The organism is Paenibacillus sp. FSL H7-0442, from assembly GCF_038593105.1.
Classification (GTDB): domain Bacteria; phylum Bacillota; class Bacilli; order Paenibacillales; family Paenibacillaceae; genus Paenibacillus; species Paenibacillus polymyxa_D.
Map to the genome: position 1 here is coordinate 4,479,906 of NZ_CP151963.1, position 21,854 is coordinate 4,501,759.

The 21,854-nt window shown below is 45.3% G+C and carries 19 protein-coding genes; 9 read left to right on the forward strand and 10 right to left on the reverse strand.

What is annotated here, in order from left to right; all coding sequences use genetic code 11:
• Window positions 1-77 precede the first annotated feature (77 nt).
• On the forward strand, window positions 78-281 hold the full coding sequence (locus MHH57_RS19715) for a hypothetical protein (protein ID WP_029518318.1): 204 nt from the start codon (window positions 78-80) through the stop codon (window positions 279-281).
• Between the two features lie 75 nt (window positions 282-356).
• Here MHH57_RS19715 and MHH57_RS19720 read toward each other — a convergent pair whose 3' ends face one another.
• From MHH57_RS19720 to MHH57_RS19735, 4 genes are read right to left on the reverse strand one after another with little or no spacing between them, the layout of a single operon-like run.
• Complete coding sequence (locus tag MHH57_RS19720; protein WP_165148670.1) at window positions 357-1,295, reverse strand: DUF4340 domain-containing protein; 939 nt, start codon at window positions 1,293-1,295, stop codon at window positions 357-359.
• Window positions 1,292-2,683, reverse strand: coding sequence for a GldG family protein (locus tag MHH57_RS19725; protein WP_342434434.1), 1,392 nt, complete (start codon window positions 2,681-2,683; stop codon window positions 1,292-1,294). Before MHH57_RS19725 ends, MHH57_RS19720 begins: the two co-directional genes overlap by 4 nt.
• A gap of 5 nt (window positions 2,684-2,688) precedes the next feature.
• On the reverse strand, window positions 2,689-3,411 hold the full coding sequence (locus MHH57_RS19730; protein WP_029518315.1) for an ABC transporter permease: 723 nt from the start codon (window positions 3,409-3,411) through the stop codon (window positions 2,689-2,691).
• Complete coding sequence (locus MHH57_RS19735) at window positions 3,408-4,523, reverse strand: ATP-binding cassette domain-containing protein (protein ID WP_342434435.1); 1,116 nt, start codon at window positions 4,521-4,523, stop codon at window positions 3,408-3,410. The genes MHH57_RS19730 and MHH57_RS19735 overlap by 4 nt, the downstream gene beginning before the upstream one ends.
• A gap of 442 nt (window positions 4,524-4,965) precedes the next feature.
• On the opposite strand from MHH57_RS19735, the gene MHH57_RS19740 reads away from it, so the two are divergent.
• The 4 genes from MHH57_RS19740 to MHH57_RS19755 all read left to right on the forward strand — a co-directional run bounded on the left by MHH57_RS19740 (window position 4,966) and on the right by MHH57_RS19755 (window position 9,679).
• Window positions 4,966-6,096, forward strand: coding sequence for an NTTRR-F1 domain (locus tag MHH57_RS19740; protein WP_342434436.1), 1,131 nt, complete (start codon window positions 4,966-4,968; stop codon window positions 6,094-6,096).
• Window positions 6,097-6,288: 192 nt separating this feature from the next.
• Complete coding sequence (locus MHH57_RS19745) at window positions 6,289-7,380, forward strand: glycosyltransferase (RefSeq protein ID WP_341039949.1); 1,092 nt, start codon at window positions 6,289-6,291, stop codon at window positions 7,378-7,380.
• Window positions 7,381-7,438: 58 nt separating this feature from the next.
• A complete protein-coding gene (locus MHH57_RS19750) occupies window positions 7,439-8,533 on the forward strand; it encodes a glycosyltransferase (protein WP_069012658.1) in 1,095 nt (364 codons plus the stop codon).
• Between the two features lie 51 nt (window positions 8,534-8,584).
• On the forward strand, window positions 8,585-9,679 hold the full coding sequence (locus MHH57_RS19755; RefSeq protein WP_029518310.1) for a glycosyltransferase family 4 protein: 1,095 nt from the start codon (window positions 8,585-8,587) through the stop codon (window positions 9,677-9,679).
• A gap of 91 nt (window positions 9,680-9,770) precedes the next feature.
• Here MHH57_RS19755 and MHH57_RS19760 read toward each other — a convergent pair whose 3' ends face one another.
• Genes MHH57_RS19760 through MHH57_RS19775 form a run of 4 tightly spaced genes read right to left on the reverse strand, consistent with a single transcriptional unit; the run spans window position 9,771 to window position 15,099 of the window.
• Window positions 9,771-11,624, reverse strand: a complete 1,854-nt coding sequence (locus MHH57_RS19760; protein ID WP_069012668.1) for a beta-glucoside-specific PTS transporter subunit IIABC — start codon at window positions 11,622-11,624, stop codon at window positions 9,771-9,773.
• A 5-nt stretch (window positions 11,625-11,629) separates the two neighbouring features.
• Window positions 11,630-12,739, reverse strand: a complete 1,110-nt coding sequence (gene eutH, locus MHH57_RS19765) for an ethanolamine utilization protein EutH (protein WP_029518308.1) — start codon at window positions 12,737-12,739, stop codon at window positions 11,630-11,632.
• An 11-nt stretch (window positions 12,740-12,750) separates the two neighbouring features.
• Entirely contained in the window at window positions 12,751-13,785 is a 1,035-nt protein-coding gene (locus MHH57_RS19770; RefSeq protein WP_029518307.1) for a Gfo/Idh/MocA family oxidoreductase, read from the reverse strand.
• Window positions 13,786-13,818: 33 nt separating this feature from the next.
• Window positions 13,819-15,099, reverse strand: coding sequence for a DUF4038 domain-containing protein (locus tag MHH57_RS19775; RefSeq protein ID WP_069012657.1), 1,281 nt, complete (start codon window positions 15,097-15,099; stop codon window positions 13,819-13,821).
• 244 nt (window positions 15,100-15,343) lie between these two features.
• Between MHH57_RS19775 and MHH57_RS19780 the strand changes: the two genes are divergently transcribed.
• Window positions 15,344-16,372 carry a LacI family DNA-binding transcriptional regulator gene (locus MHH57_RS19780; protein WP_029518305.1) on the forward strand — a complete coding sequence of 343 codons (1,029 nt, stop codon included), beginning with the start codon at window positions 15,344-15,346 and terminating at the stop codon, window positions 16,370-16,372.
• A 113-nt stretch (window positions 16,373-16,485) separates the two neighbouring features.
• Here the strand turns inward: MHH57_RS19780 and MHH57_RS19785 are convergent, their stop codons facing one another.
• The gene (locus tag MHH57_RS19785; protein WP_029518304.1) at window positions 16,486-17,391 is read right to left on the reverse strand and encodes an NAD(P)/FAD-dependent oxidoreductase; all 906 of its coding nucleotides are present in this window, start codon (window positions 17,389-17,391) and stop codon (window positions 16,486-16,488) included.
• A 114-nt stretch (window positions 17,392-17,505) separates the two neighbouring features.
• Window positions 17,506-17,904, reverse strand: a complete 399-nt coding sequence (locus tag MHH57_RS19790; protein ID WP_029518303.1) for an RrF2 family transcriptional regulator — start codon at window positions 17,902-17,904, stop codon at window positions 17,506-17,508.
• Between the two features lie 159 nt (window positions 17,905-18,063).
• Between MHH57_RS19790 and MHH57_RS19795 the strand changes: the two genes are divergently transcribed.
• The 3 genes from MHH57_RS19795 to MHH57_RS19805 all read left to right on the forward strand — a co-directional run bounded on the left by MHH57_RS19795 (window position 18,064) and on the right by MHH57_RS19805 (window position 21,794).
• The gene (locus tag MHH57_RS19795; RefSeq protein WP_081317619.1) at window positions 18,064-19,989 is read left to right on the forward strand and encodes a BglG family transcription antiterminator; all 1,926 of its coding nucleotides are present in this window, start codon (window positions 18,064-18,066) and stop codon (window positions 19,987-19,989) included.
• Between the two features lie 123 nt (window positions 19,990-20,112).
• Window positions 20,113-20,481: a PTS lactose/cellobiose transporter subunit IIA gene (locus tag MHH57_RS19800; RefSeq protein WP_029518301.1), complete on the forward strand. Its 369-nt coding sequence runs from the start codon at window positions 20,113-20,115 to the stop codon at window positions 20,479-20,481.
• 17 nt (window positions 20,482-20,498) lie between these two features.
• Window positions 20,499-21,794, forward strand: a complete 1,296-nt coding sequence (locus MHH57_RS19805) for a PTS transporter subunit EIIC (RefSeq protein ID WP_342434437.1) — start codon at window positions 20,499-20,501, stop codon at window positions 21,792-21,794.
• Window positions 21,795-21,854 lie beyond the last annotated feature (60 nt).

Genomic DNA, 21,854 nt, shown 5'->3' on the forward strand with positions numbered 1-21,854 from the left:
TACTATTTTTACAATCGGTTGTATATGGTTCGTTTAATTTACCTTCCTTTATATATGGCTAAAAAGGAGGGAATACATTGCAAATGGATGATGCTCTTTCTCTGGTTACCAACGTAGGCTTTCCGGCTGGACTTTGTTTTATTTTGTTGCGGCACATCCTGCACACGATGGAGGAAAAGCTGGATAAGCTGGACGTCTCACTTCATGAGCTGATTCAAGTAATCCAAGATTTAAACGACACTAACAACTCTTCTTCCAAAAGCAGCAAACCTGACGAATAACAAACACAAAGAAGCTCCAGACGACGATCATCCGCCGTTGGAGCCTCTTTGTGCAGCTAATTTAATTACTAATGGTTATTTTCCAGCCTGAGCTTGGTCGTGGGCATTCTGTTCAGTACGGTTCACGTCAGATACTGACAGACCATAAGCCCAGTTACTTTGTGGCGGTACAACCCATACGGTATCTGGATCATCTTTAAGCGTCCAGCCCTGATAGACCAGCTGGGAATCATCCTTACCCAGCGATACACTTAGCGTAAAGCGGTGGACAGGCTTGCTCAGCTCAGAGGCTTTGCGCAAGGCCTGACTGCTGGCCAGGTTTTTGATCTGCTGCGAGAGGGAAGTCGCCGTGTCGCTGGCTACTGACTTTCCGTTCAGCGTCCAAGATGTGGAGGCACTGTCTCCGGTCCCGCTGTTACCGGAGGATTTGAGCATCCATGAAGCATTTTGGCCTTCCCACTCTATTCCGCTCAGCTTGGTATCGTCCCAATCGAACGGCGTTGTATCTATAAAATCTTCAGCACCCAGCAATAACCCTGAAAGAGTATCTATAGGTACAGAAGCTATCTCTTTTTTGTCTGATAATACATAAACAGCATCTCCGGAAGGCAACGTTTCACCGAAAGCAAAGGTACGAACGTCACCCTGCTTGGTCTTAATCTCAATCTGATCATGGGTAGCGGAGATCCCATATTTGGCTACGTCTGTAGGGGAAGATTCCACCACTTCACCCAACTTTACATTTTGAATCGCCGCTAGCCAATGGTCTATTGTATATTGGTTTAGCGGGTAAGTCCGTGGCTTGCTCATACTCCATTGGCCATCATGTTGTTCAAGTTCCACCGACTTGCCGTCCTTTCCAGTGATTGCGAAAGACGTAATATTCTCTTGCGTAAGCTGAATCAGCTGACGAGCAGCCGGCGCTTGTTCATGAAAAAAGTTTTGGCTCTTTGCATAGATTATCCCCGCTCCCAATACAACTAACAGCAGCACTGTGGGTATCCATTTTCTCATGCTCTTCTTCGCCTCCACCATAATAAGATTCCGATGACCGCGAACAGCAACGGCAATCCGATGACAGATATGGTCAATATCGTTTTCGCTTGTGCAGGAGTCAAGTAAGCTACCTTATAATCCTGCTCCTGACGAGGACGAATAGTGAGCCCATCAGAATGCTCCTGCACATAATACAGACTGTTCAGCACAAAGTCTCGATTGCCTCCTGTGCCGATCTCAGTGTCGCTTAAGAGGGCAGACGTTCCGAGAATAACGGCTTTGGGCTTGCCGTCTTTCCCTTCTACCGCATAACCGAGATCCAGCGGCCCCTGCGGGTCCTTGTCATCCTTCTGTGTTTCGTTGTTCAGCAGACCTTGGATATTCGTTTCACCATAGCTAGCTCCAGAAGATTTCATCAAAAGCGTCGTCTTCCAATCCTTCTGCTCTCCTGCCTGCAAAGCAATAGACAATGAAAGAACAGGGTACAGATTGGAAGCCGCCAACTTATCGGTGATCGCATGACTGCCGAAGGTAGGAACCGTCCATAGCGGTCCAAGTGTATTCGTCTGTTCTTGATCCACCACGATGGCATGAGTGTCCTTCACTCCATAATCAGCCGCTAATGCATCAAGGTTTTTCCAATCGGACCCCATGTTCGGGTGAAAGCCTAGTGCCATAAAAAGCTTTCCGCCACCATTCAGATACGTACGAATACTCTTCAGTTCTGTTGCACTGATATCACGTTCTGGTCCAACAATAGCCAATACAGACGCATCTTTGGGTACACTACCCGCCTGATTGAGCTGAACTTCCTCTGTTTTCACATTATCTTGTGACAGTGAGCTACTTAATTCAGTCATTTGGGACAATGGGATTTCCTCATGTCCAGTTAGAAAGGCCACTTTTCCTTGACGGGTAGATGATAATCCCAACAATCCACTCGTCAGCTTTTCTTCCCCCGTAAATTGGTATGCCCCTTCACCACTCCCCTGAGCTTGCGTAAATAGACTCCCAATATCTATAACCCGTTTCTTCTCCCCCTGCACCAACACAATAGACGCTGCAGTAACACCATATTGCTTGGCCAGTATCGGTTCCTGATTCAGATCGTATTGCTCGACCTTGAGCTTGCTGTTACGCTTGGCGTATTCATTCAGCATATCCGTAACATCCCGGTTCAGCTTCTGATTTTGCGAGGTGGATACGGTAAAGGCAATCAATCGTACGTCTTCCTTTACATCCTGGATGGTCGTCAACGTTTGGTCAGACAGCGTATACTGCTTCCCTGCCGTCAGATCCAGTTGAAAGCCACCCAGCGAACGCAGAAATAACGTCAATAAAATAAAAATCCCTACAGCAGCAATCGATAGTACCACACTATTGGTATGACCCAGCCATTTTTTCATATACATTACCTCCACCGTTTCCGTTCAACCACTTGGATGCTGAATAACAAAAAGAGTACCGCCACCGTCACGTAGTACATCACATCGGCTCCATTCAGCAATCCTTTGGTGAAACTGTCAAACCGTGCGGTTAGTGAAAAAGGTTCCAGCCATTGCTGTACCGCCGCAGATGCACCCGTCTGTCCACCAAACGAATCCAGCATCCAGAACACAAGTAAAATAATAAAACTGACGACCGCCGACATCATCTGATGCTGTGAAAGCGTCGAAGCGAATAAGCCGATCGCCATCATGGCTGCGCCAAGCATAAACAGACCAATCACAGATGTTAATACCAGCGTCCAATCCAGCGACCCATAAAAGGACATCACGACCGGATACGCTAGACTGCACAGCACTAATATGAGCAACATGCCCAACGACGCTAAAAATTTACCCACGATCATTTCCGTCACACTCACAGGTGAGGTAAGCAGCAGTTCATCCGTACCTTGCCTGAATTCCTCCGCAACCAGCCTCATCGTGAGCAATGGGACGACGAACACCAGCATGGACAAGGTGTCACCGAGTACCAGCCGATAGTCCAGAATGCTTGGCTGATACATAACAAAATTGGTATAAAAAAGTAACCCCGTCAGCAGCATGTACACTGCAAGCGCAAAATAGGTCGTTGGTGTCCACAGATAGGCTTGCAGCTCTTTTTGACAAACCGCGAACAAACGCCTCATGACCGATTACCTCCTGTATCCTTATCTTCTTCGGCCTTATCGTCCCCGGACGCAGCATCTCCATGCTCCACCGTGATAGCCGTAGGGGCTGCATTCTTCGAGGAATGTAGGTCTTGTACTGCTGGATCGTCGACCTGACCTTCTTCCGTCTCGCGTGTCGTTAACTGCTGGAAGATATTTTCCAAGCTAAGGCTTTCTTTTTTCATCTCCAAAATCGGAAGCTTCGCATCAGACAGCACATAAAATAGTTCTTCGCGAAAATCCTCACCGGAGGCTCCTGTGAGTAGCAATCCGGTCAGTTCTGACTCTGCGGCACTTAGCTCCGTGTTCGCTGAAGGCAGCGTGGTCGCCATAGATTCAACCTCTACTTTTCCCCAAGTACGCAGGACATCCAGCACCTGCTCACGCTTGCCTTTAACCTCCACCTTCACCTTAAATCCATCTTCCATCGAACCGCCGAGCGCGTCAGGGCGCCCATCCATGACCAGTTTGCCTTCATGGATGATGAGAACACGATTGCATAACGCATCCACCTCAGGCAATATATGCGTGCTAAGCAATACCGTATGATTTTCGCCAATCTCCTGAATGAGCTGACGAATCTCCAAAATCTGATTGGGGTCCAAACCCGAGGTCGGTTCATCTAGCACCAGTAAATCCGGGTTATGAATAATCGCACCTGCCAGTCCCAAGCGCTGTTTATACCCTTTGGACAAACTGCGGACTAATTGTTTTTCCCGCCCATTCAGTCCCAGCCTGGACATCATCTCTGAAATACGCAGCTTCTGCTCTCTCGCAGGCACATCCCGAATACTAGCTACAAACTTTAAATAGGATCTTACGGACATATCCTCATACAAAGGGGGCGTCTCCGGCAGATAACCGATTTTGGAACGAGCTTGTCTGCCCTTATCCTGAATCGGGATACCATCAATCGTAATCACTCCCTCGTTGGGTTGAAGATACCCTGTAATCATGCGCATGGTTGTCGTTTTACCCGCACCATTCGGCCCCAGGAAACCAACAATTTCACCGCGCTGCATTTCAAAATCCAGCTTATGTACACCCCGGTTGCCCTCATACCACTTGCTCACCTGCTGTACTTTGAGCACATGTTCCACCCTTTCCTTTATCGTATTGACAAATCATATCGAACTACACACACATATCAAAAAAACTCCATAGCGATAGATTTGGACGACCAAATCAATCTTTGGGCGAGCGCTCTCATCCTACTACTCTCCCACCTAAAATGTTGCATGAGTAGCGGGTAGCAGTGGAGCGGAGGGTTTGGAGCTGGAGAAGCACCAGCGATCGGAAGCCCAAAGCCTTCGCGAAACGGTCTCTCCTCGCCTCATGCTACACTTTTAAACTCTAATGATACCCCCCCACATATAACTCCAGCTTAACGTCACTTAAATAGAAGCTTAAAATAATGTGTCTAAAATGTGAACATGGAAATGCGCATCTGCCCTCGTAAACTTGTACGGTTCGCCACGGCGTGGATTCGCATCTACTATCATTACAACGTGTGAAGGGAGTGTATAAAAAACGATGACCGTACTATTTACCAATCTAGTTAATAACGGCGACTTCGAGACTGGATCTACCCTTTTTTGGAACGCTGCAAATGTGACCGTCACTAACTTATCCGTAAAAAAGACAAACTTTTATAGTGCGATCCTGACAGGAGGCGCAGTAGATGCATCTCTTTCCCAGGTCGTTTTTGCTGCACCAGGCGAAAGCTATACATTAAGCCTCTCAGCTGCAAAAATAGGAAGCCTGTCCAGTCCTCAAGTTAACATTTTTCTGTATTACTATGACGCAACCTTTAGCTTCCTTAGCACGGGGCTGACTACCTATTTGAGCGCAGGCACATTGCCAGACGCTGTGAACGGAACATGGCAAAGCCTGTATGAAGTAACAGCTCCTGTTCCAGCCAACGCAGCCTTTGCCTTTTTGGTTATTAGTAAAAATGCCTTGGCTAACACTGCTGATGTAGCCATTGATTCTATTGCTCTTGTTAAAGCAAGTGCAGCTGGAGCTGTGGGCCCAGCCGGACCTGCCGGGCCTACGGGTGCTACAGGGCCTGCGGGTGCCACAGGCGCTACAGGCGTTAGCGGACCTGTCGGACCTACGGGTGCCACGGGTGACACTGGTGTTACCGGACCTGTTGGGCCTACGGGTGCCACGGGTGACACTGGTGTTACCGGACCTGTTGGGCCTACGGGCGCCACGGGCGACACCGGTGTTACCGGACCTGTTGGGCCTACGGGCGCCACGGGCGACACCGGTGTTACCGGACCTGTTGGGCCTACGGGCGCCACGGGTGACACTGGTGTTACCGGACCTGTCGGGCCTACGGGTGCCACGGGTGATACAGGTGCTACTGGACCTGTCGGACCTACAGGCGCCACGGGTGACACAGGTGTTACCGGACCTGTCGGGTCTACGGGTGCCACCGGCTTTACCGGACCTGCTGGACCTATCGGGCCTGTCGGACCTATTGGCGACACAGGCGCTACGGGACCCGCTGGACCAACAGGGCCGACTGGACCTACCGGACCGTTTGGCCTTGGATTTACTGGCCCGATTGGACCAACAGGAGACACTGGTCCACAAGGACCGATTGGACCTACCGGACCTACGGGGCCGACTGGACCTACAGGGCCTACCGGACTCTAACGTTCTTTTTTCTACCACATTATATTTAAGCGACGTACCATACCTTATCGACAAAGCCGCACAGCCCGTTTAGGCTTTGTCATCCTTGCCCTGCCGCGATTGCGGCAGGGCTTCTATAATCAGACCTCTTGATAAATAAAGCTTTATGTTCGACCTGAATCCTTAGAAGGTTCCCAAAGGAGTGGTACTCAATTGATCAGTATCAGCCTGTGCATGATCGTCAAAAATGACCAAAATACTATTGGCAGTTGCCTGGAATCGATCCATCCTATTGTGGATGAAATCAACATCGTGGACACGGGTTCACAGGATCAGACCATTGACATATGTCGCAACTTTACAGATCGAATTTTTCCATTTGAATGGGTAGATCATTTTGCCCTTGCACGTAACTATTCGTTTGAACAAGCTACGCAGGAATACATTCTCTGGCTGGATGCCGATGATATTTTGAAGGAACAGGACGCCGTCAAGCTGCTTGAGCTGAAGCAAACCCTTGATTCCTCAGCCACACCAATCGTGGATTCCGTGTCTATGAATTATCATTATGCCTTTGATGATCATGGCAATGTCACCCTACATTTTCGTCGAAACCGCTTAGTTAGAAGGTCAGCCGGGTTCCGTTGGCACGGAGCCGTGCATGAGTACCTCGCCGTAAACGGGAATATTCAACATGCCGATATCGCCATAACTCACACTAGAACACACACGGTCTCTCCAGGACGAAACCTGCGAATCTATGAGAAATTGCTCGCCCAAGGTCATGCCTTCTCTCCTCGTGACCTCTACTATTACGCTAACGAGTTAAGAGACAATAAAAGATATGAGCAGGCTGTGCAGGTTTACCAGGATTTTCTGTATACTGGACAATGCTGGGCAGAGGACGCGATTAGTGCATGTAGCAAAATGGCTGATTGTCTACAACAGCTTGGCAAGCTGGAGCAAAGCATTACGGCGGCTCTCCATAGTTTGACCTTCGATACGCCCAGGGCTGATCTGTGCTGTCGGATGGGTCATTATTTTTTGCATAAAAATGAGATCTCCAAAGCTATTTACTGGTACGACATGGCTACCACTCTGAATCCTCCCGACACGATGGGCCCGGTACAAGACGCGTACCAAACGTGGTTTCCTCATATCCAGCTATGCATTTGCCATTTTCGGATGAAGGATTACACACGTGCGAATTGGCACAACGAGCAAGCTGCCATTTACATTCCCAACGACCCGTACGTCCTGCATAATCGACAGTTCTTCAGCCCAATCCTGAATCCTCCCCAATAAAAATGTCCCACACACTCACCCCTTAATCTTTAAGTAAGTCAAAGGAGGAGCAAGCGGAATGCAACAATCGAATCGGTACAAAATAGCTGTCTATGCCATTAGCAAAAATGAAGCCCGATTCGCCAAACGCTGGATGCACACCATGCGTGAAGCCGATGTTGTCATTGTAGCGGACACCGGCTCTACAGACGATACTGTTTCCCTGCTACACGAAGCGGGTGCAGAGGTGCATCGTATAGAGGTAACTCCTTGGCGTTTTGACAAAGCTCGCAATGAGTCCCTACGGCTGGTCCCTGATGATATAGATATTTGTGTCTGTACGGATCTGGACGAAGTCTGGGAGGAGGGTTGGCGGTCGCGGCTGGAACGCAACTGGAAGGAAGGAACTACCCGGATGCTATATGCCTTTACACATGGACAGCCTGGGCAAGATACCGTTTATACATGGTTCTGGAAAGAAAAAATACACACTCGTCACGGGTACCGCTGGGTACGCCCAGTTCACGAGGTGCTTGAATATATCGGAGAGGGTAAAGAACGCAACATCCGATCAGACCAGCTCCGCTTGTATCATGATCCCGATCCGCACAAGTCCCGCAGCCAATACCTTCCACTGCTGGAGCAGTCTGTGCGCGAGTTTCCCGAGGATGACCGCAACATGCATTACTTGGGGCGGGAATATATGTATCATGGCCGTTGGGACGAGTGCATTGCTACGCTGCAACAACATCTTGCCATGCCGCAGGCACGCTGGGCAGATGAACGCAGTGCTTCGATGCGCTTTATTTCTAGAGCCTATAAAGCAAGTGAACAATGGCAAGAGGCAACACGTTGGTTATACCGGGCTATTGCGGAAGCACCGTATTTACGTGAACCTTACACGGAAATGGCTCAGCTGGCCTATCATACGCGGAACTGGCCCGCCGTCTATCATATGGTTGAAGAAGCGCTGCAAATTTCTACACGACCGGATACGTACATGCAAGAGGATTTTTGCTGGGACGCCACGCTGTATGATCTTGGTGCCCTCGCTTGCTACGAGTTAGGCCTTTTACACAAAGCATGTGAATTTGCGAAAGAAGCAACAGAACGCTCCCCGGAAGATTCTCGCCTCAGTCATAATTATGCGCTAATTCAATCCAGGCTTCCATAGAAACCCACACCCCGTCCTGTTGGTTGAATAACTTGGTATTAAAGCTTGTGGTTGGCAAAGGAGGTTATTGAGATCAAAGTTCTATTTACTTTTTATATACCCAGCGGCGGCGTAGAAACCTTGAACCGCCAGCGTTGTAAAGCGCTCATTCAGGACGGGATCGAATGTCATCTTCTCTATTATCAGCAGGGTACAGGGATGCAAAACCTGCACGGCGATATTCCAGTGTTCACGACTTCCTCTGAAGAAGAAATTCGAAAGCTGGTGGAGACTCATCGCTACGATGCAATTATCGTCTCTTCGGACTACCCTATGCTCCCCAGATTGCGAATGTTGGGCTATCAGGGGATATTGATCTATGAATCGCAGGGCTTTGGCCCTCACGAAGAAGCGGCTTGGGTTGTTGCAGATGCAGTTCCGTATCTTCAAAATTACGCCGATGCAGTGCTCCTACCAGATACGACTCATTTAGTGAATCTTTTCTCCACCATGTGTCCATGGCTTAATCGCTATGTGTTTCCAAACGTGCTGGATACCAGCGTATTTAATTATGTACCTAACACTCCTCCAACTAATCCGGTTATTGCCTGGGTTGGACGGCTAGAGCCCAACAAGAACTGGAGGCATTTTGTCGATATTTCTTACTGGATGCTGCAAAACCGTGCGGATCTTCGAATCTGGATGTTTTATGATGAAACATTGTCACAGCCGGAGGATAAAATACAATTCGAAAAAATGCTTACTCAGCTTGGCATGTCCTCCATTATCGAGCGTTTTAAAAGCGTACCTCATGCCAATATGCCCCTGTATTACTCCATGATTGGCGACTCAGGCGGCTACTTGCTATCGACCTCATTGGTGGAGGGATTCGGCTATGCAGTTGCTGAGGCGATGGCCTGTCGTTGCCCGGTATTAAGCTCTGATTCAGACGGAGTACGAGCATTCATTGACCACAACGAAACCGGTAAATTTTATCAGCAGGGGGACATCTTGCAGGCGATACTGCAAGGACTAGACCTGATGAACAACGTACCTCAACGCGAATCTATCCGCAAGAAAGGACTGGCGCGAATCGTTAACCTGTTGGCACCGGATAAATATGTGCGTTCCTTCAGACAGATGATGAACACGCTAGGTGTGAGGTAATTAAAAAAAAAGCTGACGACAACCCTTTTTATATACGGGGCATCGTCAGCTTTATCTTGCCTTTTTTATTATTGAATATTGGAATTGGAATCTATCTAATCTTTAGTAAGCGGTCTCCTGCATGAATATCCTTGGAATCTTCAACTAAAATATCCGTGTACACGGCTGTATTGGTTACAATGACGGATGTGGTAATATCATATCCGTCATCCTCTATAGCTTTGGGATCGAATTCAACCAGCTTGTCCCCTTTTTGAATCGTATCTCCTTCAGACACAAAGGAAGTGAAATGTTTTCCCTTCAAGCTGACCGTATTAATTCCAATGTGAATGAGCAGTTCAACTCCATCCTCAGAGATCAGTCCAATCGCATGTTTTGTTTTGAAAACGGTAACAACAGTTCCGTTAAAAGGTGCGTAAGCTACTCCTTCTCGGGGGATAATTGCGGCTCCCTGACCCATCGCACCACTGGAGAAAGCTTCATCTTTCACTGTGGTTAAAGGAATCAATTGACCATGTAGAGGACTGAATATCGTTTTTTCTTCTTCTTTGTTTTCATCTGCAACCTTAATTTCAGACGCAGATTGTGCATTTTTATAACCGATAAGATAGGTCAGAATAAATGCGACTACAAAAGCTACAACCAAAGATATAATAAAGCCGATGAAGCCTGCATCCATGCCTTTTGGATTAATGAATAGAGGTATACCAAAAATACCGCCTGAGGCAAATCCATATGCCGTTGAGCCGAGTAAGCCTGCTGCAGCTCCTCCTATACCTCCAGCAATCGAGGCTAAAATAAACGGTTTTTTGGTGGGGAGCGTAACCCCGTAAATAGCTGGTTCAGTAACCCCCATCAAACCCGCAATTGTGGCAGAAGTGGCGATGGGTTTTAATTTAGGGTCCCGTGATTTCAAAGCAATGGCAAAAGCTGCACCTGTTTGGGCAAACGTAGTACAGAACAACATACCGTTAATCGGATCAAACCCGTTCGTAACTACATTATTCAAGAGAATTGGAATAAACGCCCAATGGAGACCAAAGATAATAATAGCCTGCCAGAATCCGGCCAGAACGAGACCAGCTACAGCCGGACTTAACTGGTAAATCCACATAGAGCCTTTGGCTAACCCATCGCTGATAATAGTTGCGATCGGTCCGACAACCAGAAAAACAATCGGTGATATGATGACCAAGGTCAGAAAAGGAACAATGAACATTTTAATGGAAGCAGGTGCAAACTTGCTTATCATTTTTTCGACCTTAGCTGCCAAGAACGCCCCAATAATGATAGGTATAACAGAAGAAGTATAATTAATTAGAACGACAGGTATGGTCAAAAAGGACAGCGCCGTTTTATCCGTAAAGGCCGAAGTAATGGTCGGATACACCAAGGCGGCCCCCAAAACAGCGGACAGGTACGGGTTTCCTCCAAACTTTTTACCTGCTGAAAACCCTAGAATAACCGGAAAGAAATAAAACATAGCGTCCGCTGTCGCATATAAAATTTTATACGTGCCCATCTGATCCGTCATCCAGCCCAGGGATGTGCATAAGGCCAATAGTCCTTTTAGAATCCCCACAGCAGCGAGCACACCCACAACGGGCATGAACACACCTGAAATGACATCGACAAATCGACTGAATAGGCTCGCTTTTTCATTTTTTTGATCGTCTTCAACCATCTGATCTCCATGCTTTACTCCCATTGTATCCAAAAGAGCTTCATATACTTTGGGAACCTCATTCCCGATGACCACCTGAAATTGGCCACCACTTTCTACAACGGTAATGACACCGTCAATCTGCTTGATCTTTTCTTTATCTGGCAATTGATTATCCTTCAGTTTGAATCTCAATCGAGTGACACAGTGAATGACACTGTTCACATTTTCATTTCCGCCCACGGCTCTCAACACTTCTTTGGCTGTTTTTTTATGATCCATCATGTTCACTCCTTCTTGGATGCGCTTTCTATTTTTCTATTCGTAGTAGCTGGATGTGCAATAACTGCGACAATTACGGCACTAATCCCGCCTGTAAGTTTTCCCACGATCATGGCAATCACCATATTCTTGTCCATTCCAGCTACAAAGCCAAGATGTCCTCCGAGAACGAAAGATCCACTGACAGCAAAGGCAATACTGATCACTTTTCCTCTGGGCTCCATCTCTTTAACTAAAGTGAAGGTAGGAATATTATGAGCAAGACTAGCCACAAGACCCGCAGTAGCCGATGGATCTATGTTTAGCAAACGTCCTGCCCGTTGAAGCGGATTTTTAAATATTTTTGTAATCCAAGCAACCAACGGAAACGCACCAGCCAATACAATAGCAATCGTTCCAACCGTTTGCACACCGACAGACAACGGAGCCATATTGGGAATAATCACAAATCCAGTTAAGGTTTCGACCCCAATCGCTGCCAAACCGACAAGGGATAGAAGCCTAATGCCGTTACCAAACCACTTGAACCATCGGATCGTATACTCCGTAAATAGACGTAAACCCAGCATAATGATTATTGAAAGAAGCATGGGAATGATCAGATTTTTTAAAATCATAATCACGTCAAATCCGGCGATCATTCCCCCTATGAAACAGCCAACGGGAATGGTACTAATACCGATCAAGATACCTTTTGCAAAATATGGATGATCCCCTTTTTCCAAAATGCCGAGGGCAACCGGAATCGTAAATACGAGCGTTGGGCCAAACATGGTCCCTAGAAAAACCCATGAAAACACGCCCGCTTGCTGGCTGTGCGCCATTTCTGCCGCAAGTGCGTATCCCCCCATATCTACCGCCAATATCGTATTAGCAAAGGATGCCGGATCGGCACCCATTGCCACATATAACGGTGAAACAATGGGGATCAACCACGCGGCCAGTACAGGGGCCAAGGAAACAATCCCTATCATGACCAGAGCAAGAGAGCCCATGGTCATAAACCCATTGTTGAAGGCTTGTCCCAAACCCCAGCGATTTCCCAAACATTGATCCAATGCACCCAACACTAAAAAAAGAGCGATAACATACATCACAATATCGTTAATGGACATCCTGTTGCCTCTTAATACACATGAACTTTATGATTTTCTGCGCTGTCATAGGTGTCGAATACAAGCTGTAGGGTCTTGATATTGTCGTGACCACTCGTTTGAAATTCTTTTCCCGTGTTGAGGCAATCTATAAAATGAGCCTGTAGCTTTTTATGGCTTTCCTCATAGTTTAATTCAGTCTTTTCAACCAATACTTTTTCGACTCCCTGATTATTAATGAGACATAATTTACCTGTGTTGTACAGCTTTAGGGTAGCCTCATCGCCTTCAATCACCAGTTGTTCTTTATGATCGGGAAGAACCTGTTCCGACAGCTGCCCATCCAGTTCCCTGCGAGTCGCCCAGCTCATGTCCATAAGACCGAAATAATGTTCATAACCTAACATGATAATGCCCGTGTCTTCTCCTTGTGTGTATGGACTGACCCGCTTGGTTTCCGCATACAAACGCCGAGGTTCACCGAATAAGAAACGCCAAGTATCCAGCCAATGAACTCCCATTTCATAAAACAAAAGCTTGGGCATATCTCTGAAAAATGGCTGCGGCAGCTCTTTTTCCGGAGCAAACCTCGGTGAATAAAAATCGGTATGCGTATAACGTATAACATTCATATTTCCAACGATATTCTCTGCCAGCAATTTTTTTATAATTTGAAAAGGTTCAAGCCAACGCCAATTTTCTGTCACCATAAGTCTGACTCCTGCTGCTTCAGCAATACTTACTATCTGCTCAGCTTCCTCAACAGAACGGGCAAAAGGTTTTTGGCACATAATATGTTTTCCGGCTGCGGCCGCCAGTCGAACCAGTTCCAGATGTGTCTCAGGAGGTGTAATGATGTCCACGACATCAATATCCGCTTCGCTTAGCATCTCCTCCAGGCTGGTATAACAATATTCAGTAGGGACATGGAATTGATCTGCTTTTTCAAAAAGTAAGCCTTTATTTCGATCACAAAATCCTTTGATTTCTGCATCCGAGATAAACTGCCATGCTTTGATATGTTTCTCCGACCAATATCCCGTTCCAATAACGCCGATTTTCCACATGTTGCTTCACTCCATCCACATTCTTCTCTGTTTTTATTTCGTTCCGATGATTACAACATCACTTTCAAAGCTGTGCATGTCTAGCACCGATTGATCCTTTTGGACGGACACGTCGGTTTGAGCAAACCGCTTCCCGGCTAAATCAATCGTTGTAAACTTGTATTCCTGCACGTTGATACTTAGTCGTACCTTTGTGTTAACCGGGACATACAACACAATGGTATTCTCGTTCCCCGCAGCTCTGATTTCCTCTGTCTTGTTTAAAACAATATCCAACGGCTTTACGCCAATCAGGTTGTACATTTCAAACAGATATTTAATAAAGGAATAATCCCATGCGCCCTCAAATTGCAATGCAGTTCTCCAATCATAGGGACTATCGAATCCTTCCCCTTCTACAATGCCGAATTTCTTTCCTTTCTTGTGCCAGCTCCAAATGCCATGCGCTCCGTAGGTAATGCCCGCACCCCCGCCTGCAAGGAGGCTTTGCCATGCCGCTTTTCTGGCATCCAGTGCTGTGTATCTGCCATACACATTGCGGCTGTAACTAATTTGTTCATAACATGGCTCTCCATTAATGACAGGCCGTATATCCGGCTTATAATAGAAATGTTGAGCAATCTCATGGGCTACATGTTGGAACTCGGAATTATGTCCTGATTGATACATATAGAATCCAAGACCCTGGTGTTTCTCAAAGGCTGGAGGAATTTCTCTCAATCTTCCTTGAATATGCAGCGTAGTTAAGCTTGCAGGGCTTAATTGTTGTACAATATCCAGTGCTTTTAAATAATAGGAATTGGCACGTTCGGTCGGAAAATCACTATCCCCGCTAATCAGAAAAATAGGATCAAATGGAGAAAAACGGTTTACCACGTACGTTACATAGGGTTCAACGCATTCAAACGGCATTTTATTACCTTTTTGGAACATCTCAGCCCATGTATCCGGCACATAGTTACACCACAACAGAACCAGTGCTGGAACAAATCCACGCTCTGTAGCCATCTTCAACATGATTTCTGCCCGGTCAAAATAAGCTTCGTTTAATGTATGGTAGTCGAAATCCCCATTTTCCATTAATGCAAACGGCTGTAGATTCAGATCCGATTCACTTGCGTCCCATTGTCGGAGTATGTTGATTTGCAACACATTGAAACCTTGCATCTTCCGATAGTCAAGATAATCGCTCCACTCCTCTATCGTCGCGTTGGTAAATACACTCCACACCGTATCTGCCAAATAAAAAAAAGGTTTTTCCTCTTTGGTAAAACTTCTTTGATTTTCAGCCATGTTTAAACTCAAATGAATCACCGTTCCTCTCTTGCTGTATGCGCAAAATTCTCTAAACAAAACTAAATAAAAAACTAAACTTATGTGTTTTTTACGTGAAATAAACTAAATTAGAGCGCTTTACACTTGAATATTAACATTATAAATTATAAAAGGTCAACAAATTTTTACTTTTAGTTATTTAGTTTAGTTTAGTTTATGAGCTAAACTTTCTTGCTGAGTAATGATATAATTTATGTAGTTTAGTTCAATAGGGGGTTCCACATTGAAAATTGATGATATTGCAAGGCTTGCAGGTGTTTCTAAATCTGCTGTTTCTCTTGCTTTTAATAACAAACCCGGAGTCAGTGAAGAAACCAAGGAGCACATTCTAAAAATAGCCCAAGAGCATGGATATAAACCACGCACCATGAAGACAAACAAGGAAGCCATTAAAAATCATCATGTGATTCGTTTTGTGGCCTGTAAAAATACAGACATCGTAACAGAGCACTATGATTCACTTCCATTTTTTAACGAATTAATTCATCATATTACCAATCAGGTGAGAGAACATGGAAACACCTTGATTTTTTCGTCTTTTGATAGCCATAGCCTCGAAGAAGAATTATCTACTTTGGAAAAAGATCAGCCCTCTTCAGGCATACTTCTACTTGGCACCAATTTAACTTCCGAGATTATTCATTCCATACAATCCATTCATTCCAATATTGTTATTTTGGATACTTGCTTTGAACACGTCGATGCCAGTTTCGTATCTATTAATAACTATCTCGGTGGGTATCAGGCAGGCCAATATTTAATTCAGTCAGGACACAGAAAGATAGGATACGTACAATCCAGTACCAGAATTCTGAACTTTAAAAAACGAAAGGAAGGGTTTATGGCGGCTTTAGAGGAGCACAATCTTTCCATAGAAAATGGGCTTACATTTGATATGCATCCCATGCTTGTGATGTCACAGGACGCATTTAGAACAGCTATTCATGAATTGGACGAGCTACCTTCGGCCCTATTTTGCGAAAATGATTATATGGCGATCAGTGCCATTAAAACGTTTCAGGAAATGAACATTCGAGTGCCTGAACAAATTTCCATCATGGGCTTTGATAATATACATGAAGCGAAGGTCATTAGCCCGGAACTCACAACCATTCATGTGAAAAAGGATATTTTGGCCCGAACGGCTGTAAACTTGCTTATGGAGAGGCTTAACCATCATCAGGGGCATCATACTCAGGTTCTTGTGAATACAGAGGTTATTGAAAGAAGGTCTTGTTTAGTCACAGAATGACCTATGATCATTGGTTCATTATTGCTTACTCTCTCTATGATTTTAGAATAAAGCCGCCATATTGGCGGCCTTTTCTATTATCGGATTCCATATTGGACATTTCCAATTTCTCGTCATTCGTTGAAATCTTCCTCTGTCAAATCCATATTTACGCTCGCAGCAGTTCGACTGCCGTCGGCCGCGGCAAAAATCAACTGAGAAGGCATGAAGTACGATGAATCCCCAGCAGCATATACACCAGGTATGGAGGTTCTCCCCGCTTCATCCGTCTTGATCCCGCCCGACTCCGTTCTTTCACAGCCCAAATGTTCTCCAAACGGTGCACTTTGTACAAACTGGGGAGTCACGAAGCCGCCGATCCTCGGGACTTGAGTGCCATCCGTAAAGCGCACGTGCTCAAGCTTTCCATTGTGGCCGATGAACGCCGCAACAGGTTGCTCTATTACTACTATCCCCTTGGATTGAAGCCGTTCTTTTTGCTCGTCCGACAGGGATGCATGACCGTTCGTACAGACGATCAAATCCTTGCTCCAATTAAGGAGTAGTTTGGCTGTATGAAATATAGCCGCCGATTCAGAGACAAGGACAAGCGGTTGATCCCGCAGCTCCCAACCGTCGCAATAAGGGCAATTAAACAAACTTTTCCCGTATAACGGATAAAAACCTTCGATCTTGGGGAATATCTCCTTCACGCCCGTCGCTAATATCAATTTTCGCGCTTGAACGCGAAGGCCTGACGAATCAAACCCCTCAAATCCGGATACGTTTTTCATAATCGAAACAACCTCGGTTTGCAAATGATGAACAGACGGATAACGCAGCACTTCCTCATAAGCTACACGGCGGAACTCAGATGGCGTTACGCCATCTCTTGTAATAAAACCGTGCGACGCATGCGTAACCGCATTTCTGGGCCGATTATTATCAATCAAGGCCACACTTCTCCTTGCCCTGCCCAGCACGAGGGCTGCATTCAACCCAGCAGGCCCTCCGCCAATAATAGCGCAATCGTATAGCATAACACCCAACTCCTTTTAAAAGATATTAAAGACTCTTTATGTCTGCGATAGAACCAAAAAAACACCGTTTTACATAACTGGCAACCACCCTCTTTCTATATAAAATCGCTCACTTTACACTTGTGCTTGCTTTTGCGCCAAATCGACCAATTTCGTATTTTTTAGATGTCGTTCCATTTTCTCCTCTGCTTCCCTCATTACAGCTTGAATCAGGCACTCAGAACCGTGGACGAAATCACATTCAAACAAAGAATTCGTACCTTCAATGGCATGGATAATATCCAAAAAAGTAATATCATCTTTATGACGGGATAGGCGATAACCTCCATTGGCTCCAGAAACGGATTCGATCATTCCAGCCTTCACAAGCCTCGTCAAAATTTTTGAAAGATAAGTTGGTGAAACATTTTGGGATTCAGCCAGTTGCTGAACACCTACCGGCTTAACCGACGAATCAGTAACGAGCATGAGCATAGTGTGCAGAGCATAATTCGTTGCTTTTGTAAATTTCATAACTACACCTCAATCAAAGACCTATTGTATCTACTATATCGCCGAATCTGCGAGTGTGTCAAGATCATCTAGGATTCACGCTGTTGTCAACCCTTCTTTTGGTTACGCTCTAACCGTTGTATACTGTTCATCAGAAACAGCTAAGAGAGGGGGCTCGTTGTGCGTATTTTTGATATTCTTCGTATATTGGTTGCTGAACAGATGGTCAAAGGAGCACACTTGGCAAATGCATTGAAGGTATCTTCTCGAACGATACGAACGGATTTAAAGGAATTGGGTGCGCTGTTGTCAAAGCATGGAGCAGCAGTTAAACCCCTTAAAGGAACAGGCTACAAGTTAGAGATTCGGGACGAACAAGCATTTCATCATCTGCTGAAGCAATTAAAGGATGATGAAAATAATGGGCCCTATCCATTAGCGAGTTCTTCTGAAGCTAGAAATCGTTTTTTAATGAAAAAGCTATTGCTTACCAATGCATATGTCAAACTTGATGATTTAGCCGAGATCCTGTATGTTAGTCGATCCACTTTACAGAATGACCTCAAAGAACTGCGCAAGCTGCTGGCAACTTACGGACTATCTCTGGAGAATAAACCCTATCATGGTATTCGAGTCAAAGGGAATGAGGCCAAGCTGCGTTATTGCATTTCCGACTATATATTCAGTAGGACAGATGAAATAGGCGAGCAGCAGATGTCCCACCCTTCTCTGATCTCTAACGAAGAGATGGAATTCATAAGAGAAGTGATTCTGGATCGTATTGAGATCCATGATATTCAGTTATCGGACATTGCCCTGAACAATCTGGTCATTCATATTGCTATAGCATGTAAGCGAATTCGTGAAGAAAGGTATGTGTCGTATTATCCGCAAGAGATGAAAAAAATCGAAGCGCAAAAAGAGTTTAGGGTGGCGACTGAGATCGTATCCGCCTTGGAACAAAACATGAAGCCCTCCTTTCCACTTGTTGAAGTTGCGTACATTGCTGTTCACCTGTTGGGTGTAAGGACCGTCGTTAGTGCACGTATGGATGAAGTGGAGATTAAAAAGATCATTGATAAAGATATCTACGAACTGACTATCGAAATACTAGACCAAATTGATCAGCAGTTGAAGATGAACATTCAACACGATCAAGAATTGCTGATTGCATTTTGCCTTCACCTCAAACCAGTGATCAACCGTTATCAATACGGAATGAATTTGCGTAATCCTATGCTGGATGAAATCAAAGCCAATTACCCGCTTGCCTTTGAAGCAGGTATCATTGCTGCGGAGGTCATCAAGCAGCGGCTTCATATACACATCGAGGAAAATGAAATTGGATATTTAGCCATTCATATCGGAGTCGCGATGGAAAGAAAGAAAATGGAGGATGCACCCAAAAGATGTATGATCGTATGTGCTTCTGGACTCGGCAGTGCTAAGCTGCTGTATTATAAGCTTCAATCGGTCTTCGGTTCAAGGTTGGATATCGTGGGAACCACTGAACTTTATAAGCTGAAACAAATGCCGTTGGATACACTGGACTTTGTCATTAGCACGATCCCCATTTCAGAACCGCTTTCTATCCCTATGATCCATGTGAATACATTTTTGGGCAGTTCTGATATTACTAAAATTGAACAAGCCATTTCTGAGGTCAGACTTCCTGCTGTGCAGTATGTACGAAAAAAATTGGTCTTCCTTCAGCAGAAGTTTGAGAACAAACTCCAAGTGCTTGAATTTATAGCCGAAAAAATACACGAAGCAGATCTTGTAAAAGGCCCTCTACTGCAATCCGTGATAGAGCGTGAAGCCGTTTCCCCCACTTCATTTGGCAACTTGGTCGCGATCCCGCATCCGATGGAACCTTTCGCAGATTCCACATTTTGGGCCATCTGTACATTACAAAAAGCAATCGATTGGGATGGCAAGCCGGTACAGTTTATTTGTATGCTCTGTATACAGCGTACGAAATCAGAAGATTTACAGACTATGTATCATATCTTGCTTGAAATTTTAAATAATGAACAGCTCGTCCAGCAGCTTATTCGCTGCAAAACGTATACAGAATTCATAGAAGTGTTGCATAAAAATAGTTGAACATAAGGAGTATGAAGAACGATTGATTTCCGTTAAGAAGAGGAAATAATGTGTGTTATGTTGAAAGCGATTCCAAATTATAATAGCCATACGAACGAGATGATTGAAAGGAGAGAGGATCACGTGAATCATGATGAATCTACAGAGCACGACGTGAACATGGAGGACATGGATGATACAGAGATTGTATTCCAAATTATATTATACGCAGGGAATGCACGCAGCTCCGCCATGGAGGCGATTGAGCTTGCAAAGGCGGGGAAATTTCGTGAAGCCAAAGAAGAATTAGCCTCAGCAAAAAAAGAACTGGTGTCCTCCCACAAGATTCAAACCAGAATCATCCGTAAGGAAGCAGCGGGTGAAAAAACAGAGATGTCTGTCATGATGGTACATGCTCAAGATCATTTGATGAATGCACTCACCATTCGCGATATGGCCTCAGAGTTTGTAGACCTGTATGAACGCATGGATCAATTCGTACCGAAATCGTAGAGGAGGGACGCTATCCCATGGCATTCAAAGACAAACTGGTTGACGGCCTCACATCGGTAGCAAATGCAATCAACAATTTTAAATATATTATAGCGATCAAATCAGCTTTTATCACATTGATGCCCGTTATTATTGTCGGGGCCTTTGCTGTACTGATTTCCAATATGGTCATGGACCCAGTCAATGGTTTGGCCCATTTTAGGCCATTCTCATTCCTGGCTGAGTACAAACCGATTTTCTCAGGCATTAACTATGCCAGCTTGAATATCCTTACCATTCTGGCTGTTTTCATGATTGGTCTGGAGCTAGGAAAAATTAATGGTGAGAAAAATCTTTTCCCCGGTTTGCTTGCTTTAATCTGTTTTATCTCTGTGACACCAACCACGATAGAGTTGATGGTTAACGGTGACATGCAACAAGTAACAGACGTCATAGCCCGTCAATTTACGGATACCAAGAGCTTGTTTTTAGGGATTTTCATAAGCATCCTGTCCGTCGAGCTATACAGCAAACTGGGTAAGTCCGACAAGCTAAAAATCAAAATGCCTGAAAGTGTTCCCAGCAATGTGGCCGTTTCATTCTCCGCACTCATTCCTACCATTATTACGGTGACTGTCTTCTCCATGTTTGGATTCTTTTTTCATAAGTTTACGGGACTCTATCTGTACGATGCTGTCTATAATGTGGTGCAAAAACCTCTGGAGACCGTAGTACAGGGACTGCCAGGTATACTGGTGCTGATGCTGGTTGCGCAAATTTTCTGGGTGATCGGTATTCACGGGAACCAAATGGTAAAGCCCATTCGTGAACCCCTGCTGCTTGGCGCGATTACCGTCAACATGACTGCTTATGAGCAAGGACTGCCCATTCCGAACATTATTACGATGCCTTTCTGGGACGTATATATGAGTATCGGTGGTTCAGGGATTACGCTAGCCCTCTTGATTTGTATTATGATCGCTTCCAAGCGTGAAGATATGAAGGAAATAACAAAGCTTTCGCTCGGCCCAGGTCTGTTTAATATTAATGAGCCTGTCATTTTCGGACTTCCGATTATGTTGAATCCATTGATGGCTATCCCTTTCATTATTACTCCGCTCATCACAGGAACGATTGGTTACTTCTCGACGTTGCTTGGATTTGCAGGTAAAGCCGTCGTCATGGTTCCATGGACTACTCCGCCTATTATTAATGCCTACCTGTCTACAGGTGGAAGCATTGGCGCTGTCGTCACTCAGATCATTTGCATTGTGGTAGCGATTATCATTTATTTCCCGTTCGTCAAAATTGCCAACAAGCGAACGACTGAATAATGCGCTACTATAGAAATACACTAATTAATTGAAAACGCATTCTTTATACAATGAAAAGGA